General features: G+C 65.1%; 22 protein-coding genes. 14 read left to right on the forward strand and 8 right to left on the reverse strand.

Annotated features, from left to right (window positions below; all coding sequences use genetic code 11):
- Positions 1-81 precede the first annotated feature (81 nt).
- Together BJA_RS33755 and BJA_RS33760 are read left to right on the forward strand one after the other, a co-directional pair.
- Complete coding sequence (locus BJA_RS33755; protein ID WP_038966404.1) at positions 82-729, forward strand: glutathione S-transferase family protein; 648 nt, start codon at positions 82-84, stop codon at positions 727-729.
- 135 nt (positions 730-864) lie between these two features.
- A complete protein-coding gene (locus BJA_RS33760) occupies positions 865-1,560 on the forward strand; it encodes a glutathione S-transferase family protein (protein WP_038966403.1) in 696 nt (231 codons plus the stop codon).
- A gap of 104 nt (positions 1,561-1,664) precedes the next feature.
- Here the strand turns inward: BJA_RS33760 and BJA_RS33765 are convergent, their stop codons facing one another.
- A complete protein-coding gene (locus tag BJA_RS33765) occupies positions 1,665-2,099 on the reverse strand; it encodes a hypothetical protein (RefSeq protein ID WP_038966402.1) in 435 nt (144 codons plus the stop codon).
- Between the two features lie 479 nt (positions 2,100-2,578).
- On the opposite strand from BJA_RS33765, the gene BJA_RS33770 reads away from it, so the two are divergent.
- The 4 genes from BJA_RS33770 to BJA_RS33785 all read left to right on the forward strand — a co-directional run bounded on the left by BJA_RS33770 (position 2,579) and on the right by BJA_RS33785 (position 4,603).
- Positions 2,579-2,962 carry a RidA family protein gene (locus BJA_RS33770; RefSeq protein ID WP_011089407.1) on the forward strand — a complete coding sequence of 128 codons (384 nt, stop codon included), beginning with the start codon at positions 2,579-2,581 and terminating at the stop codon, positions 2,960-2,962.
- A 143-nt stretch (positions 2,963-3,105) separates the two neighbouring features.
- Positions 3,106-3,366, forward strand: coding sequence for a hypothetical protein (locus tag BJA_RS33775; protein ID WP_038966401.1), 261 nt, complete (start codon positions 3,106-3,108; stop codon positions 3,364-3,366).
- 240 nt (positions 3,367-3,606) lie between these two features.
- Positions 3,607-3,858, forward strand: coding sequence for a hypothetical protein (locus tag BJA_RS33780; RefSeq protein ID WP_038966400.1), 252 nt, complete (start codon positions 3,607-3,609; stop codon positions 3,856-3,858).
- A gap of 106 nt (positions 3,859-3,964) precedes the next feature.
- The gene (locus tag BJA_RS33785; RefSeq protein ID WP_011089409.1) at positions 3,965-4,603 is read left to right on the forward strand and encodes a hypothetical protein; all 639 of its coding nucleotides are present in this window, start codon (positions 3,965-3,967) and stop codon (positions 4,601-4,603) included.
- Positions 4,604-4,708: 105 nt separating this feature from the next.
- On the opposite strand, the gene BJA_RS33790 is transcribed toward BJA_RS33785, so the two are convergent.
- Positions 4,709-5,218, reverse strand: coding sequence for a molecular chaperone DnaJ (locus tag BJA_RS33790; protein WP_011089410.1), 510 nt, complete (start codon positions 5,216-5,218; stop codon positions 4,709-4,711).
- A 111-nt stretch (positions 5,219-5,329) separates the two neighbouring features.
- On the opposite strand from BJA_RS33790, the gene BJA_RS33795 reads away from it, so the two are divergent.
- Positions 5,330-6,097 carry an SDR family NAD(P)-dependent oxidoreductase gene (locus BJA_RS33795; protein ID WP_011089411.1) on the forward strand — a complete coding sequence of 256 codons (768 nt, stop codon included), beginning with the start codon at positions 5,330-5,332 and terminating at the stop codon, positions 6,095-6,097.
- Positions 6,098-6,458: 361 nt separating this feature from the next.
- Positions 6,459-6,704 carry a helix-turn-helix domain-containing protein gene (locus BJA_RS33800; protein WP_011089412.1) on the forward strand — a complete coding sequence of 82 codons (246 nt, stop codon included), beginning with the start codon at positions 6,459-6,461 and terminating at the stop codon, positions 6,702-6,704.
- Between the two features lie 26 nt (positions 6,705-6,730).
- Here the strand turns inward: BJA_RS33800 and BJA_RS33805 are convergent, their stop codons facing one another.
- Positions 6,731-7,012 carry a hypothetical protein gene (locus BJA_RS33805; RefSeq protein WP_038966399.1) on the reverse strand — a complete coding sequence of 94 codons (282 nt, stop codon included), beginning with the start codon at positions 7,010-7,012 and terminating at the stop codon, positions 6,731-6,733.
- Positions 7,013-7,170: 158 nt separating this feature from the next.
- Here BJA_RS33805 and BJA_RS33810 point away from each other — a divergent pair, with 158 nt between their 5' ends.
- Complete coding sequence (locus tag BJA_RS33810) at positions 7,171-7,689, forward strand: collagen-like protein (protein WP_038966398.1); 519 nt, start codon at positions 7,171-7,173, stop codon at positions 7,687-7,689.
- A 95-nt stretch (positions 7,690-7,784) separates the two neighbouring features.
- Here the strand turns inward: BJA_RS33810 and BJA_RS33815 are convergent, their stop codons facing one another.
- Both BJA_RS33815 and BJA_RS33820 read right to left on the reverse strand, forming a co-directional pair.
- On the reverse strand, positions 7,785-8,006 hold the full coding sequence (locus tag BJA_RS33815; protein WP_028176308.1) for a hypothetical protein: 222 nt from the start codon (positions 8,004-8,006) through the stop codon (positions 7,785-7,787).
- A 95-nt stretch (positions 8,007-8,101) separates the two neighbouring features.
- Positions 8,102-8,368, reverse strand: a complete 267-nt coding sequence (locus BJA_RS33820) for a DUF2277 domain-containing protein (protein WP_011089416.1) — start codon at positions 8,366-8,368, stop codon at positions 8,102-8,104.
- Between the two features lie 125 nt (positions 8,369-8,493).
- Here BJA_RS33820 and BJA_RS33825 point away from each other — a divergent pair, with 125 nt between their 5' ends.
- From BJA_RS33825 to BJA_RS33835, 3 genes are all read left to right on the forward strand, one after another.
- Positions 8,494-9,555, forward strand: coding sequence for an alpha/beta fold hydrolase (locus tag BJA_RS33825; protein WP_011089417.1), 1,062 nt, complete (start codon positions 8,494-8,496; stop codon positions 9,553-9,555).
- 174 nt (positions 9,556-9,729) lie between these two features.
- Positions 9,730-10,083 carry a hypothetical protein gene (locus BJA_RS33830; protein ID WP_038966397.1) on the forward strand — a complete coding sequence of 118 codons (354 nt, stop codon included), beginning with the start codon at positions 9,730-9,732 and terminating at the stop codon, positions 10,081-10,083.
- A gap of 76 nt (positions 10,084-10,159) precedes the next feature.
- The gene (locus tag BJA_RS33835; RefSeq protein WP_038966396.1) at positions 10,160-10,762 is read left to right on the forward strand and encodes a pyridoxamine 5'-phosphate oxidase family protein; all 603 of its coding nucleotides are present in this window, start codon (positions 10,160-10,162) and stop codon (positions 10,760-10,762) included.
- 130 nt (positions 10,763-10,892) lie between these two features.
- Here BJA_RS33835 and bfr read toward each other — a convergent pair whose 3' ends face one another.
- The 3 genes from bfr to BJA_RS33850 form a co-directional block, all read right to left on the reverse strand.
- The gene (bfr, locus tag BJA_RS33840) at positions 10,893-11,381 is read right to left on the reverse strand and encodes a bacterioferritin (RefSeq protein ID WP_011089420.1); all 489 of its coding nucleotides are present in this window, start codon (positions 11,379-11,381) and stop codon (positions 10,893-10,895) included.
- Positions 11,382-11,514: 133 nt separating this feature from the next.
- Positions 11,515-11,787: a (2Fe-2S)-binding protein gene (locus BJA_RS33845; RefSeq protein ID WP_011089421.1), complete on the reverse strand. Its 273-nt coding sequence runs from the start codon at positions 11,785-11,787 to the stop codon at positions 11,515-11,517.
- Between the two features lie 162 nt (positions 11,788-11,949).
- The gene (locus BJA_RS33850; RefSeq protein ID WP_028176313.1) at positions 11,950-12,252 is read right to left on the reverse strand and encodes a hypothetical protein; all 303 of its coding nucleotides are present in this window, start codon (positions 12,250-12,252) and stop codon (positions 11,950-11,952) included.
- 134 nt (positions 12,253-12,386) lie between these two features.
- On the opposite strand from BJA_RS33850, the gene BJA_RS33855 reads away from it, so the two are divergent.
- Together BJA_RS33855 and BJA_RS33860 are read left to right on the forward strand one after the other, a co-directional pair.
- Positions 12,387-12,722: a hypothetical protein gene (locus tag BJA_RS33855; protein WP_038966395.1), complete on the forward strand. Its 336-nt coding sequence runs from the start codon at positions 12,387-12,389 to the stop codon at positions 12,720-12,722.
- 211 nt (positions 12,723-12,933) lie between these two features.
- Complete coding sequence (locus tag BJA_RS33860) at positions 12,934-13,215, forward strand: hypothetical protein (protein ID WP_011089423.1); 282 nt, start codon at positions 12,934-12,936, stop codon at positions 13,213-13,215.
- Positions 13,216-13,281 lie beyond the last annotated feature (66 nt).

Genomic DNA, 13,281 nt, shown 5'->3' on the forward strand with positions numbered 1-13,281 from the left:
CGATGAAAGCCAAATAGGTTGTCGGAATCCGCCCCGCCCATTCGTCCTTTGGATGCTACCCCGATGACCCCGGAGCCCCCCATGCCCACCATCACCGCCTTCGAAAGCTCGCCCGACCGCGGCAGGGGACAGGCGCGCGACATGCGGGTTCGCTGGGCGCTGGAGGAAGTCGGCCAGCCCTACGACGTCCGCCTCGTCTCGTTCGCGGCGATGAAGCAACCCGCGCATCTTGCGCTGCATCCGTTCGGGCAGATCCCGACCTTCGAGGACGGCGATCTCGCGCTGTTTGAATCGGGCGCGATCGTGCTCCATCTCGCCGAGCGTTATGCCGGCCTGCTGCCGCTCGAGGTAAATGCGAGGGGCCGCGCGATTGCGTGGATGTTTGCCGCGCTCAATACGCTGGAGCCGCCGATCGTCGAGCTCGGAATGGCGCTGCTGTTCGAGCGCGACAAGAGCTGGTACGAGGCGCGCCTGCCCATGTTGCAGGATCGCGTCCGTACCAGGCTCGGCGAATTGTCGGCTCGCCTCGGCGATGCCGACTGGCTCGACGGCGCGTTCAGCGCCGGCGATCTCATGATGGTGACGGTGCTGCGCCGGCTCGACACCTCCGGCCTGCTGGACGAATACCCTGACATCGCCGCGTACGTCGCCCGCGGCGAAGCCCGGCCGGCGTTCAGGCGTGCGTTCGAGGCGCAGTTGGCGGTGTTCACCGCCGCATCGCGTTCGTAGGAGCGGCGCCCCACGCTCAACCGTCATCCTGGCTTTCGCCAGGACGACAGCGTGGGTTTGACGAATTCCGCCGGCCCATTGCGTCCGTCTCCCCGCCCCTGCATGCTGCCTCCGCCAACACGGAGGAGCCCGCTCATGCTGACGCTCTACTCCTACCCAAAACTGTTCGGCGTCGCCGACAACAACGGCTACGGCCTCAAGGTCTACGCCTTCCTGAAGCTCGCCGGCGTGCCGTTCGTGCACGAGCATATCTTCGATGCCTCCGCCGCGCCGCGCGGGCAGCTGCCCTACATCGTCGACGACGGCGAGACCATCGGCGACAGCGAGACGATCATCGCGCACGCCATCGCAAAATATCACCTGAGCATCGATGCCGGGCTTTCGCAGGACGCACGGAGGACCAATCACTTCGTCACCCGCATGCTGGACGATCTCTACTGGGTGATGTCGTACTCGCGCTGGAAGGACGAGCGCTACTATCCGGCCTTCCGCGACGCCTTCATCGCGCAGCATCCGCAGATCGATGCGGAAGGGTTCGAGAAGGCGAAGGCGTACAACGCGCAGCGCTATCATTACCAGGGTATCGGCCGCTACACGCCCGAGCAGGCCTATGCGCGGGGCCTCGCGGACCTCGAGGTGCTGGCCGAGATCGTGCCCGCCACGGGCTTCGTGCACGGCAAAGCGCCGACCAGCTGTGATGCCGGTATCTACGGCTTCATCGCCAACATTTACTACTTTTCGATCCCGACGCCGCTGAAGGCGTTCGTCGATGCGCACGCCAATCTCGTCGCGCATTGCGAGCGGATCCATGCGGCGGTGACGGGAGCGTAGGGAGCCGTAGGGTGGGCAAAGCGAAGCGTGCCCACCAACTCTTTCGTCCGAGCTGACACCGATGGTGGGCACGGCGCTTACGCGCCTTTGCCCACCCTACGCACCTACCGCATCGTGATCGCGAGCCCGCTGAGATCCGCGTTCGCCATCAGGCCGGTCTGGTAGCCCGACAGCTCCAGCACCGCGCCCTTCTGGTTGGTGAGCACGATGGCGCGGGCGCCGCGGCCGACGGCAAGGCCGGCGCCGGCGGCACCGTAGACGCCGGCGACGTCAGAGGGACGGTTGATGTTGGAGACGCGGCCGCGCAGCACGGTCTTGGAGCCGCCGAAGACGAGGCCGTAGTCGAGCCCGCCGGTGGAGAGCCCATAGGAGCGGCCGCGGAAGTTCAGGACGCCCGAGCCGCCGGAGCCGCCGATGATCCAGCCCGCCTTGTAGATCGTCAGCACCACGGTGCCGCCGTCGGCCAGCGCCGAGGTCGAGAGCCCGGCAAGCGCCGCGATGGCGACCAGCGCGGCGCGAAGGGTGGAAGCGATCTTCATGGGGCGTCTCCGGGGGCTATTTTTCAAGGGAGGGATCGAATCAGACGCAGCGAATCTATCCGATGGATCGCGGCGGGAACATGATGGGGTGGACGTGAGGCGCAAGGTGCAGCATCGCATTCAACTGTCATCGCCCGCGCAGGCGGGCGATCCAGTATTCCAGAGACGGCGGTGGCTGAACGGGGAAGCCGCGGCGTACTGGATGCCCCGGTCAAGCCGGGGCATGACGGCGGAGCTTGGTGCCGCAGGACGGGCAACTTCATGATGCCATTCTGCCCCTGTTTTGCCCGACGGAGCAAGCGATTGCTTCGGCGTTACCGAATTCAAAAAAGCCCAATGATTTCGGCGTGATCCTACTGTGCATGGGGTTGTTTTCGCGGTTTTCGTTTTTGCCCCCCTGCGCCGCCCCCTCATGGCGATTGCAAGTCCCCCGCATGTCGCTACGCTGACGGGCCCTGCACGACCCCCGAGGTGATCCCATGCCGATCCAGCATTTCGCGCCCCCGCCGCATGTGAAGGCACCGCCGCTGTCCTTTGCGACGCGCGTCGGCGATCTCCTGTTCGTCTCCGGCATTCCCGGCTTCGACGGCAATGGCGCGCTGCCCGACGGCTTCGAGGCGCAGTTCGCCAACGTCGCCATCAACATCAAGCGCGTGCTGGCCGAGGCCGGCGCAACCGTCCGCGATCTCGTCAAGGTCAACGTGCTTCTGACGCGTGCCTCCGACGTTGCCGCCATGAACGCGCTCTATGCCGGCGCCTTCGGTCCGCCGCCCTATCCGGCACGCACCACCTGCGTGGTGCACGCGCTGCCCGATCCGCGGATGCTGATCGAGATCGAGGCGGTGGCGTCGCTTTCGAAGTGAGCAGTGTGACTTGCCGGGCACGCGGCCAAACCAAGTGCCCCGCATCGCCTGACATGTCCGTGAACGGCGGCTCCCCGGCTTGCAAAGGACCGGCTTTTACCGCACGAATTTTCGGGTCACACTTCCCCACAAGGAGATTTTTCATGCGTCGCGTTCTCGCCCTCTGTGCCGTTGCCGGCATCGCCACCTCCGTCTTTGCCGTACCGGCCTTGGCAGCCCCCAGCTATTACGTGATCCGCTGGGACAACACCGGCATCTGCCAGGTCTGGAACGAGGACCTGAAGTACAAGCCGTTCCAGTGGGGCGCCTCGACCTACAAGGTCGTCAGCAAGCCGCTCCCGACCTTCACGGCCGCCTCCGACCTCCAGATCAAGCTGCGCGGGGAGCGCCGCTGCACGCTCTGAGCCTGACGCGACAGACGGGATTTGAAAGGGCGGATCGCGCGAGCGATCCGCCCTCTTCTTTTGGCGCGCGGCCTCCCATTTTTCGGGCTGAATCCCGCATTTCCGGCGCACGCGCTTTGAACCTGATCAACAGGCGGAACTACTCACATCTTGTCCGGGGCGCGCCCCCCAAAAGCGCCCCGCACCCGCCTCCCGTCATTGTCGGGAGGCGCATCACATCTTTCATTTGAGGAGCTGATCATGCGTCGTATTTCCGTGCTGTGCGCTGCCGCCGGTCTTGCCGTCACCGCCTTCGTCGCCGCGAGCCCCGCGGAGGCCAGCTATCACCTGATCCGCTGGCAGGACACCGGCTTCTGCCAGATCTGGGACGAGAGCATCCCGACCGCGCCGTGGCCCTCCGACTACGCCCGCGTCAGCGCCACCGTGCCGACCTTCGTCGACGCACTCGCGCTGAAGGACCACGCGTTGAGAAACGGCCACTGCACCTGGTAGGATTCGATCGGCGGACGACAAGGGTCGGGCAAGGATGCGCTGCTAGCATCCTTGCCCGTTCGCGTTTCTATCCAGCGTTTCTACTCAGCTCCCGCGGGATCAATCGATGCGCACGCTCATCACGACGGCAGCGATCCTCGCTGCATCGCTCGCACTCGTCTCCACATCGCCGGCGCAGGCGCCGCAATCCTTCCGCGTGATCTCGCCGATCTTCGGCCAGCTCGTCAGCTTCGCGATGCCGTCGAACTTCGTCGCGGTGTTCGAGAACACCAAGGGCGGCCACTACATCCGCGAAGCCGTGCTGAAGGGCGAGACGCCGGAACGCTGGACGCAGATGATCACGGTCACCGGCGAGAAGGGCATGACGCTGACTCAAGGTGCCTCGCCCGAGGCACTCGCAGGCTCCATCGCCGGCGGCTTCAAATCGGCCTGCCCCGACAGCTTTGCGGCACAGCCGCTCGGCGCCACGAATTTCGGCCGCTTCGAGGGTTTTGTCGCGGTGATCGGCTGTGGCCGCGTCGACAGCGGCCCGACCCGCCACAGCGAGACCGCCCTGCTGGTCACGCTGAAGGGCACGACCGACTACTACACCATCCAATGGGCCGAGCGCGGCCCCGAGAGCGACGAGCCGCCGGTCAATGACGAACGCTGGCAAACCCGCCTGCGCGAGCTCAGCCCGATCGAGCTCTGCCCGATCGTACCGGGGGAAGCTGCGCCCTATCCGAGTTGCGTGAGCAAGAGCTGAGATTAGAAACAGCGCAGACGCCGTAGGGTGGGCAAAGCGAAGCGTGCCCACCATTCCATCCATCGCGAAGATGGTGGGCACGGCGCAAATGCGCCTTTGCCCACCCTACGAGATCTCGTCTGAGCGCTCCCACGCGTCCTTGTGCGCGCCGGGATGGATCAGGAGGTCGCGCGCGGCGGCGAGGTCGATGAAGGCTTCCGCGCTGCCACCGCGGTCGGGATGCATGCCCTTGGCGGCGCGGCGATAGGCCTGGTTGATGTCATCGCAGGTGAGCTGCACCGCGAGCGGCAGGCCGAGCACCTTGCGGGCGCGATCCTCGCTCGAGAGTTTCTTCGGCGTCGCGTTGCGGCGGCCGAAGCGCGGCGCGGTCAGACCATGAACGACATCGAGGACTACGCCGAGGCGGCGCTGGGCCGCCAGCATGACGCTGCGATCGTCATTGTCCACAGTCTGGCGCAGCACCGGAAGCGCCTGCTCGGCGGCCTGTCGCAGCGTGACATCGGTGCTCATCCGCGCGATCTCGGCTATGAGCCGGCCCGCCTCGGCCCAATCGACCGGCTCCGCCGACCGCAGGCGCTCGATCGCCAATTTCCAGGATTCAAGCCGTTCCATCATGCGCGCAACGTTTAGCAATGAGAATCAGTATGCCAAGGCCGCCGTTTCCGACCCCTTAATTTCGGGTTAGCCTTTCATGAAACTTAGAAACGAATCCGGGAGGAAAATGTCATGGCATTGCTTGCAAACCACATCGCCGTCGTCACCGGCGCCGGTTCCGGCATCGGCCGGGCGATCGCGGCCGGCTACGCGCGCGAGGGCGCACAAGTGGTGCTGCTCGACGTCAACGCCGACACGGTGGCGGAAGGGGCGCAGGAGATCCGCAAGGCCGGCGGCAGGGCCGAGAGTTTCGCGCTCGACGTGACCCGGCGCGACGACTGCTTTGCGCTGGCCAAGCAGGTCGCCGACAAGGTCGGGCAGGTCTCGATCCTCGTCAACAATGCCGGCATCACCCGCCGCAACGCCTTCACCGCGGAGACGGAGACGGTGGCGAAGGACTGGAACGACATCATCTCGCTCAACCTCAACGGCGTCTTCAACATGACGCAGGCCTTCCTCGCTCCCTTGCGCGCAGCCAAGGGCCGCATCGTCAATATCGGCTCGATCCAGTCCTTCGTGCATCTGCGCACGCCGAGCTCGGCGGCCTACACCACCTCCAAGCACGGCGTGCTCGGCTTCACCAAGGCGCTCGCGGCCGAGCTCGGCAAGGAAGGCGTGCGCGTCAACGCGATCGGGCCGGGCTTCATCGAGACCAACATCAACGCCAATGTGCGCGCCACCAATCCGGCGCTGGTGCAGGCCTTCGTCGATCACACCCCGCTGGCGCGCACCGGCAAGCCCGAGGACATCGTGGGTCCCGCGATCTTCCTTGCGTCGGACATGTCGGCCTACGTCACGGGAACGATCGTGATGGTGGACGGCGGATATCGGACGGTGTGAGGGGGACGCGACGATCTATCGACACACACGGTGTCATGCCCCGCGCAGGCGGGGCATCCAGTATTCCAGAGACGCCAGAGGTCCCACGAGGTGCCGCGGCGTACTGGATTGTCCACCCCCAGTGCGCCATTGCGCACAAGACGGACGATGACGCCGAGTGCGGCGCAAGATACGTCCGCATCACCATGCATCTCGCGCCAATCGCGGCGGCTTCGCGGCAATCCCAAGGTCAATTGGTGCGATCGCCCGCGGTTAACCTTTCATTAACCAAACCCGCCCACCGTGGATTTACGGCTTGGGGGTCGTTTGTTCTCGATCCGCTTCCAACGATGGAAGCGGGCGTTGGTCGGGAGGTATATTGATGACCACTGTTCATGTCGCCGCGCCGCAGGGCGCAGAATTCCTTGCTCCAAACCAGATCGTTCCGCTGCTGATCGGTGCGACCGTCGACGAGGTCGAGCGCGAGCTCGTGCTCCAGACGCTCGCCCGCTGTGACGGCAATCGCACACGCGCCGCGCGCGTGCTCGGCCTGTCGGTACGCACGCTGCGCAACAAGATCAGGCTCTATGCCGCCTCCGGCATCGTCGTGCCGGCCTATCAGGACTAACCAGCGCGTGGCTGCGCGGAGGTCGATCAGTCCGTCGGCGGCGCGCGGCGCGACGATGTGCTGCGAAACAGCCGGCGCAGCTCCTGCTGCAGGTACGCGCCGGCGAGAACCGCGAGCGCGATGATCGCGACCGCGGCCGCGATCAGCTCGATCGCGCGGAGAACGAAGGCCGTCATGACAGCCCATGACCCCTGCGGCTCTTCGGCGAAAGCAACCGGCACGATATCGGGCACCAACAGCTGGGCAAGGCCGAGCGCAGCGGCAAAAGTGACTGCAGACAAGCAGAACATTTTCCACGCTTCGCGCATCGGTCGCTCCTCGTGAGGTTGTGGCCGCGCGCCCTTCAGTGACACGCCGTTGCGTGCCACCGGTTGATGTTGATCAAGCGGGGTGCGATGCGCGGACAGAATTGCTGCTGTCGTCAAACGACGCTAAGTAGCTTGCTTCCGGTCAAGGGAGCAGTGGCGTGGCAGACGAACAGAAACGGCAGGGACCCCAGGGTCCGCGCGGGCGGCAAGGCGAGCCGGGACGGCCGGGACCGCAGGGTCATCCGGGCCGGCGCGGCCCGGACGGCGCGCGCGGCAAGCCGGGACCGCAAGGCAAGCCGGGACCGATCGGAAAGGCTGGCCCCGCAGGCAAGCCCGGCCCGCAAGGCAAGCAGGGCGAGGCCGGTCCGCGTGGCGCTGCCGGGGCGCAGGGACCTGTCGGACCGCAAGGCCCAGTGGGGCCGCAGGGCCCGCGCGGCGAGGCCGGCCCGCCCGGCCAGTTGCCGTCGATCGAGCAGGTATTGCCCTGGCTCGAACAGCTCTTCGACGCCTGGGACGAGCGCCGCCGCCAGCGCGAGCGTGAAGCCGCCGAGCGCGAGGCGCTGGAGGCCGCCGTGCAGGAAACCGACGAGCCGATCGCCGGTGACGAGAGCGACGACGGCGAAGACGACGACCACAAGAAAAAGAAGAAAAAGAAGAAGCACGGCAACAGGGATTAGCAGCCCCGGCTCAGCAAGAGATCCGCTCACGATTCCGGGTCCCGGCTCTGCGGCGCACCGCTGAAGAAGCGCTGCGTCCGGGACACGAGCCCGGATCAGGAAGCCCTTGAGGAATCATCCTTACGTGGCAGCATGCCCATGCGCTCGAACTGCCAGCGCATGGCGCGATACCAGAGATAGCCGACCGCCGCGCCGCACAGCGCCAGGATGACGACGCTCGCGCTCGAGAACGAACCGCCCCACCACATCATCCACGCGGTCCACAGCAGCGTGAAGATGATGGCACCTGCTTTGAGCGGAAGAAGGGGGCGGGTCATGGCGTGCTCCGGGTTGGCAAAACCCCGGCAGACATCATCGCAAGTCGCGACGCTCCAAACCGTGAGCCAGATCACGGAACGGGACAGTAGATCCGCTAGCCAAAGCGTAGCCGCGAGCGCTCCTTGGCCCTTTCCGCCTCGACCTCGCGGTCGCGCGCCGGCGCATGGGTGTGCAGCGAGGTGAGGAGCTTTCGCGCCGCCTCCGAGACCTCGGCCACGGCGCGGTCGAACGCCGCCTCGTTGGCCTGGGACGGCTTGTTGAAGCCCGACAATTTGCGCACGAACTGCAAGGCCGAGGCATGGATCTCGTCCTCCGTCGCCGGCGGCTCGAAGTTGAACAGCGTCTTGATGTTGCGGCACATGCAGTCACTCCCGATGTTTACCTCGAGGACGATCGGCGGAGCCAAAATCCTACATCCTTCTGGAGAGTTTTGCTAAGATCCGCCGCAACGCGGCCGCCGGATACGAGCCGCATGGGGAGAGAAACATGAAGGCATCTTGCGCGGCGCTGTCGGCCATCCTGCTGTCTATCTCGGCGGCGGCGATGGCTGCCGATTATCCTGCACCAAAACAGGCCGACTGGATCGCCAGGGATTTCAAGTTCCACACCGGCGATGTCATGCCGGAGTTGCGGCTGCATTACACCACCGTCGGCGAGCCGAGCGGGCAACCGGTGCTGGTGCTGCATGGCACCGGCGGCTCGGGCGCAAGCATGCTGACGCCAAGCTTTGCCGGCGAGCTGTTCGGCGCAGGCCAGCCGCTCGACGCCGCCAAATACTACATCATCATTCCCGACGGCATCGGCCATGGCAAATCGTCAAAACCGTCCGACGGCATGAAGACCGGCTTTCCGAAATACGACTACGACGACATGGTCGAGGCGCAGTACCGCCTCGTGACGGAAGGACTCGGCGTCAAGCATCTGCGGCTCGTCATCGGCAATTCGATGGGCGGCATGCACACCTGGCTGTGGGGCGAGAAATATCCGAAGGCGATGGACGCGCTGATCCCGATGGCCTCGCAACCGACCGAGATGGCATCGCGCAACTGGATGCTGCGGCGGATCATGCTCGACACCATCCGCAACGACCCCGACTACAATGGCGGCAACTACTCCAGCCAGCCGCGCATGATGAAATACGCCGTCACCGCCTACGGCATCGCGAGCATCGGCGGAACGCTGGCCTATCAATCGCAGGCGCCGACGGCGGCCAAGGCCGACAAGATCGTCGACGAGCGGCTCGCGACGCCGATCACGGCCGATGCCAACGACTTCGTCTACCAGTGGGAGTCCTCGCACGACTACAATGCCGGGGAGAAGCTGGAGCAGATCGAAGCCTCGTTGCTGCTGATCAACTCCGCCGACGACGAGCGTAACCCGCCGGAGACCGGCCTCACGGACGCGGCGATGAAGCAGGTCAAGAACGGCCGCCTGTATCTGATCCCCGCCAGCACCGAAACGCGCGGTCACGGCACCACCGGCAATGCAAAGTTCTACAGCGAGCAGGTCAGGCAATTGCTGCAAACCGCGCCGCAACGGACGATGTAGAATCGGCGGGCTGCACGTCCTCATATCGCAATGCATCATGTGCGGCGCCTCTCGCGCCGCATATTATTTGAGCATGCAATGCGCTGACAGCTCGGGCTTAATCGCGTCAGCGACACGAATCGAGGCGCGGAGCGATCGCGCGCCATTGGCACGACACGCGATGAGGAGGATCGCATGCGCAGGCTCGCACTGTGCGTTTGGCTGGCTGCGATGACGGCGCTGACGAGCGCGGCGTTTGCGTTCGACAACGGGCAATATGATCACGTCCCGCCCGACATCCGCGCTTGGTTCAAGAGCGTGATCGCGCCGAACGGCGTGCCCTGCTGCGACATCTCCGACGGTCATCGCACGGACTATGACGTGCGCAACGGCGCCTATTGGGTACCGATCGAGGGACAGTGGATGGCAGTGCCCGAACGCGCCATCATCCGCGACCGCGGCAACCCGCTCGGCCAGGCCGTGGTGTGGTACGTCCACCATCGCGGCACCATCATCATCAGCTGCTTCGTGCCCGCCGATGCAGTGTAGCGCGTCGTGATGGATTTCATTGGCTGGGGCGGCCCGATCGGGTAGCTTGCCCCCAAGCTGATGCGGAGACACGCCGTTGACCGATCTTTGCGCCGAAGACCTCGCCACCATCTATGCCAAGCCGAGCCCGCGCGTGATAGCAAAGGCACGTCCCGCGATCGATGCGCATGCAAAGAAGTTCATCGAGATGTCGCCGTTCTGCGTGCTCGCGACGTCAGGCGCGGACGGCAGCGTCGACGCCTCGCCGCGCGGCGGCGGCATCGGCTTCGTCCACGTCGCCGGCCCCAACCAGCTGCTGATGCCCGACCGCTCCGGCAACAACCGGATCGACAGTTTTCGCAACGTCGTCGAAGGCTCGGGCTTCGTGCATCTGCTGTTCTTCGTCCCCGGCATCGACGAGACGCTGCGCGTCGGCGGGCGCGGCACGCTGTCCGCCGATCCGGATCTGCTTGCCTCGATGGTGGAATTCGGCAAGCCACCGCGCGCGGTGCTGAACGTCGCGGTCAGCGAAGTCTATTTCCACTGCGGCAAGGCGCTGATGCGCTCGAAGCTGTGGTCGCCGGAGAAGGTGCAGCGCTCGGTGATGCCGAGCATCGTCGAGGTCATTCACGACCAGACGGGCCTGGGCGAACCGGAGAGTCAGGAGATCGTGGAAGAGCGCTACAAGCAGCAGCTGTAGGCGCGCTTTCGTTCCGCAAACAGATCGTCATGCCCGGGCTTGTCCCGGGCATTCATGTCTTCATTGCGCGCAGCATGTGGATGGCCGGGTCAAGCCCGGCCATGACGAATGGAGAGCGCGCGGTCGGAGCTTAATGCCCCTCGCCCTCGAGCCCGCCGACGTGCTTCTGGGTGTAGAGCTCGAGGCCGATGCGGCCGATCAGGTCGAGCTGGGTTTCGAGGAAGTCGATGTGGTGCTCCTCGTCGCTCATCAGCTTCTCGAACAGGTCGCGCGTGACGTAGTCCTTGACGCCGTGGCAGTAGGTCGCCGCTTCCTGGTAGAGCGCCCGCGCGCTCATCTCGGCGGCGAGATCGCACTCGATGATCTCCTTGACGTTCTGGCCGATGCGCAGGGGATCGAGCACCTGCATGTTCGGGAAGCCGTCGAAGAACAGGATGCGCGCGGTGAGCTTGTCGGCGTGCTCCATCTCCTCGATGGATTCCTTGCGCCAGACCTTGGCCATGTCCAGCAGGCCCCAATTGTCGAGGAAGCGGTAGTGCAGCCAGTACTGGTTGATCGCAGTCAGCTCGTGACGCAGTGCCTTGTTGAGGTAGTCGATGACTTTTGCGTCGCCCTGCATGGTTCACTCCAGCTCTTGCAGTCCAACTCGATCCTAAACCGAATTTAGAACGCTTCTAAATGAGTTTACGGAAGGGGGCAACCGGCTACGGGGACGCAGCGGGGGAAAAGCTCAGCCGACAGCGCGGAAGATTTCAGCAGGCCGCGAGCGCGAACTGGGCGGACTCGGCCGTCTCGTCATTGGCGGCCACGGTGTGGCTGTGCGGGCAGCCGGAGCAGCAGGACTTGGCGCACGGGCCAAGCGCTTCATCGATGATGGTCTTGATCGTCCGCGCGCAGCGGCCGCATTCGGCGCTACAGCCGAGGCAGCCATAGACCTGCTTGGCATGGCGCACGGCGTCGTCGGACTCGGCCACAGCGGCGCGGATGTCGTCATCGCTCAGCACGTTACAAGAACAAACGATCATGGAAGCGGCAGGCCCTTCGGTGATGCGCCATCATCGATATTTAACGGGCCAGCCGGATGCAAAGGGAAAAACCGGTATTTGAAGCTATTCCAAACTGACCCGGAAACAGCCTAGAACGGCTCTAAAATAGGGTGTTGCGCTGGATCAAGATGGCGGCCGGATCTAGTCGCCGCCACCGCCTCCCCCACCGTCGCCGCCGCCTCCGCAATCCCCGCCGCTGCTGCCGCTATCGCTGCTGGAACAGCTGCCGGTGTCGGTCGAGTTCCCCGAGCTGTCGCTGGAGAACCAGCTTCCCAGCGAGAAGCCGTCGCTGGTCCCCGAATAGCTGTCGCCGCCGCCATCGCTGCCGGCCCCTGCGCGGGAGCGGCGTTGGCCGCGATTCTGGAGGTGGGTGATCCAGCCGTAGCCGATGGCGAAGACGATCCCGGCAGCAATCAATGCATTGATCATCGCGTTGCCCATCATCGCCTCCCTGGCGGAGCTGCGGTCCACACCAATTCGTCGCACCCGGCCAAGGTGCCGTTCATTGATCATTCAAACGAAGTATGGAACTTTACCCCCCAAAGAGTTCCCGCGTGTTTGTGCGAAAGGTCAAGCCAATGAAGAAGTCGCTCCTGGCAGTCGCTGCCCTCACCGCTGTGGCCCTGACGGCCGGGACGCCGGCCCATGCGCAGCGCGGCGTCGCTGCCGGCGTGGCGGCTGGGATCATCGGCGGCGCCATTGTCGGCGGGGCGCTCGCTTCCCCGTATTATTACGGACCCGGGCCGGGCTACGCGTATGGTCCGGGTTATGGCCCTGGTTACTACCCGCCCCGCTACTACGCGCCGGGCCCGGGTTATGCCGCCGACGACTATTACGGCGGTTGCGTCTGGCAGAGGCAGCGCTTCTGGGACGGCTATGGCTGGCGCGTCCGCCGCGTCAGGGTCTGTGGCTGAGGCGCCAAAAGCCGGTTCACGACGGATGCGCCGTTCATCTCGGAGCCCGAAAAAGACCGCTTTTTCTCGTCACAGCTCTGTGTGCGTTTACCGTGGATTGACCATTTGCGCGCTTCCTAGCTGCAAGGCTAATTCCATCAGAGTGTGCGTGAACCTTTGAACCCCGGGCGCCTCTAACAAGGGGAACCCATCTCCCAGGAGAGCCAAGAGCATGAAGAAGACTTTAGTTGCCGCCCTCACGGTTGCGACGGTCGCCGGTTCGCTGGTGACCGCTGCTCCGTCCGCAAAGGCCCATGACGGCGTCGGCGCGGGCATCGCGGCCGGCCTGATCGGCGGCGCCATCGTCGGCGGCGCGATCGCCTCGAGCCGTCCGGCCTATGGCGGCCCCGTCTACGTCGCCGAGCCCCCGCCGCCCGCGCCCTGCTACTGGCAGCGCCAGCGTTACTGGGACGGTTACGGCTGGGTCATCCGCCCGGTTCGCGTCTGCTACTGATCTGATCGCCATGGCGCTCGTGAGCGCCGCGATCGAAGCCCGGCCGAGACCATCGGCCGGGCTTTT

The sequence above is a fragment of the Bradyrhizobium diazoefficiens USDA 110 genome (assembly GCF_000011365.1).
In the GTDB taxonomy this organism is placed as follows: domain Bacteria; phylum Pseudomonadota; class Alphaproteobacteria; order Rhizobiales; family Xanthobacteraceae; genus Bradyrhizobium; species Bradyrhizobium diazoefficiens.